This is a genomic window from Mycobacterium sp. (genome assembly GCF_035570115.1).
Lineage (GTDB): Bacteria > Actinomycetota > Actinomycetes > Mycobacteriales > Mycobacteriaceae > Mycobacterium.
On the sequence record NZ_DATMLH010000109.1, the window covers coordinates 1 to 2,649 of the forward strand.

Annotated in this window: 1 protein-coding gene and 1 pseudogene; one reads left to right on the top strand and one right to left on the bottom strand. The window is 64.2% G+C overall.

Features of this window, described 5'->3' with window-relative positions; all coding sequences use genetic code 11:
- Nucleotides 1-335 precede the first annotated feature (335 nt).
- A complete protein-coding gene (locus tag VNW74_RS09550) occupies nucleotides 336-1,178 on the bottom strand; it encodes a helix-turn-helix transcriptional regulator (protein ID WP_325676356.1) in 843 nt (280 codons plus the stop codon).
- Between the two features lie 141 nt (nucleotides 1,179-1,319).
- On the opposite strand from VNW74_RS09550, the pseudogene VNW74_RS09555 reads away from it, so the two are divergent.
- Nucleotides 1,320-2,459, top strand: a pseudogene (locus VNW74_RS09555) (amidohydrolase family protein).
- Nucleotides 2,460-2,649: the final 190 nt, after the last annotated feature.

Here is a 2,649-nt window from a genome sequence, read left to right on the forward strand (position 1 = left end):
GATCTACACGGTGCGGGACGGGCGAATCGTGGAGCTCGACGTGTACTACAAGGACCCGGCGGCGGTTGCTGCACTACTGGCGACTTGAGGTGTCCGCCACGGTAAGCCATGGACCCCGGAGGCGTTGATGCCATCAACACCCGTTGGTGTAACCGCCGGTCGCCTCACGTCGTTTCGCGTGCTTTCGCGTACTGGATCTGAGCTTTTCCGCAGTTCACGCGTTTTATGCGCCTGGTTCGATTCCCGGCAGCTCCACTAAGGGAAACGCTGGTCAGGGCCAAAAGCCTTGGCCAGTTTTCGTTTTCATCAGCACTTGTCGAGTCCCGCGAGGGGACTTAGTCGATCAACGACTGTGTGCCGAGAACTGTTGCAAGGGTGAGGCGCTCGGCGTCTTCGGTCTCGGGTTCGGCGGTGAAGATCATGATCCGCAGATCATCGGCGGCGACGACTAGGGTGTCGCAGTCGAGCGTGATGTGGCCTACGTCGGGGTGGTCGATGGTTTTGTGCCTGCCTTGGTCTTGGTGCGGTTCGAAGTTGCCGGCCCAGAGTTCAACGAAGCGTGGGCTCAGTGCGGCGAGTTCGCGGATCAGTCGCTTCAGCCTTTGATCGGCGGGGTATCGGGCTGCGGTCAGTCGCAGGTCGGCGACCAGTCGGGCCTGCTGGTCGGCCCGCTCCTCGGAGGTTTGTACGGCGCGGTTGCCTGGGCCGATCAGATGGCGCCAGATGCTGTTGCGTTCGATTCCCCGCAAGCTCGTGGTCGGACCCATCAGCGCGTCGTACGGCGCGTTGGCGATGATGAGCGTCCAGGTGGCGTCGTAGACGGCGACGGGGGTGTTTGCCAGGCGGTCAAGGAGGCGTTGCACGCTGGGCGTGATGCGCGACGACACCAGGTCGAGCCCGGGCGGGGTGTGTCCGGCTAGCCGGAACAGCAGGTCGCGCTCCGGGTCGGTGAGACGTAATGCACGGGCCAGGGCTTCGACGACCTGCGCCGAAGGGGCGGTGGCCCGTCCCTGTTCAAGCCGGGTCAGATAGTCGACGGAGATCCCGGCCAGCTCGGCGAGCTCTTCGCGGCGCAGCCCGGTCGCACGGCGTCGCCTGCCTTGGGCGACTCCGACCGACGCGGGAGCGACACGGTCACGCCAGTGACGCACGGTCGGGCCGAACTCCCAGGAATCCATTCTTCAACTGTGCACCACGACGCAGCGGTTGTCGTGGCCCTGGCAGTCCTACGAAAACGTGGCCACTGCCTAAGCGTTCGAGTTTGGCCGAGACTCGGTGCAGTCGACAGTTGCTGGTAGCTGAAGGAGAAGAGAGAAGAGATGTCTGATTCGTACGGCGGCGCCGGGACGGACCACAGCGAGAAGATCGCGTTGAACAACGTGCGCGTGTTCGATGGGCGTGAACTTCGCGGGCCCACCACGGTGATCATCGAGGGCGGGATCGTGGGCAATGACCCCGCAGGCGCGCGGGTCATCGACGCTGGCGGGACCACGCTGCTGCCAGGACTCATCGATGCCCACGTTCACCTCCTGAACGAAGAGCACCTGCAGCAACTGGCAGCTTTCGGGGTCACGACGGCGCTGGACATGGGGGCCTGGCCGCCGTCCATGGTCGACTCGCTGCGCAACAGAAACGGTATGGCGGACATCCGCAGCGCAGGCATCCCCGCGACCATCGCCGGTAGTACCCACAGTCACCTACCGGGATATCCGGCCGGGGAATTGGTCGACGGGCCCACGGGCGCAGCCCGATTCGTGATCGACCGCATCGCCGAGGGAGCGGACTACATCAAGCTCATCGCCGACATCCCCGGACCCGACCAGGAGACACTCGACGCACTAGTTGCCACGTCACACGACCACGGCAAGCTCACCGTCGCACATGCCGTATCCACGGCTGCCCTCGACATGGCGTTGCAGGCTGGGGTCGACATGTTCACGCATGTCCCGCTCGACCGCCGGCTCACCGAGTCCACAGCGGCTCGCGTACTCGCGCAGAAGTGCGTCAGCATTCCGACGTTGACGATGATGAAGGGCGTCGTCGACCGGTTCGCCGCTGCGACCGCTTCACGGCCCGAGGATGTATCGGCTGCTGGGCCGAGCTACGAGTCGGCTCGCGGCAGCGTCGCGGAACTGCACCGAGCCGGTGTGCCGATCCTCGCGGGTACCGACGCCAACGCCGGCCCCGGCATTCCCTTCTGACCCCGCCACGGCGAAAGCCTGCATGAAGAGCTCGAATTGCTCATCGAAGCGGGGCTGTCGACCGTCGAGGCGCTGCGCGCGGCGACAGTACTGCCAGCCCAATACTTCGGGTTACACGACAGAGGCGTGATCGAACCCGGCCGACGGGCCGACCTCGTGCTGATCGACGGCGATCCCATCGCCGACATTCGAGCCACCCGACAGATTCGGCGGGTCTGGTGCGCCGGTGTGGAGCACCGGGTCGCCTTCGCCGCATAACACCAGCAACCTATTTAGTTCCACAGAGAGGCTTGATTCAAATGAAAACAGTCGTAATGACAGGCGGCACTGCCGGTTTCGGGGCAATTGCCGCAAAGAGGATCTCCGACACACCCAATACGAAACTGATTCTTGGGGCGCGCGACAGCAAGAATTCGTCGATCGACGCGCTGCCGTTAGATCTGGCACG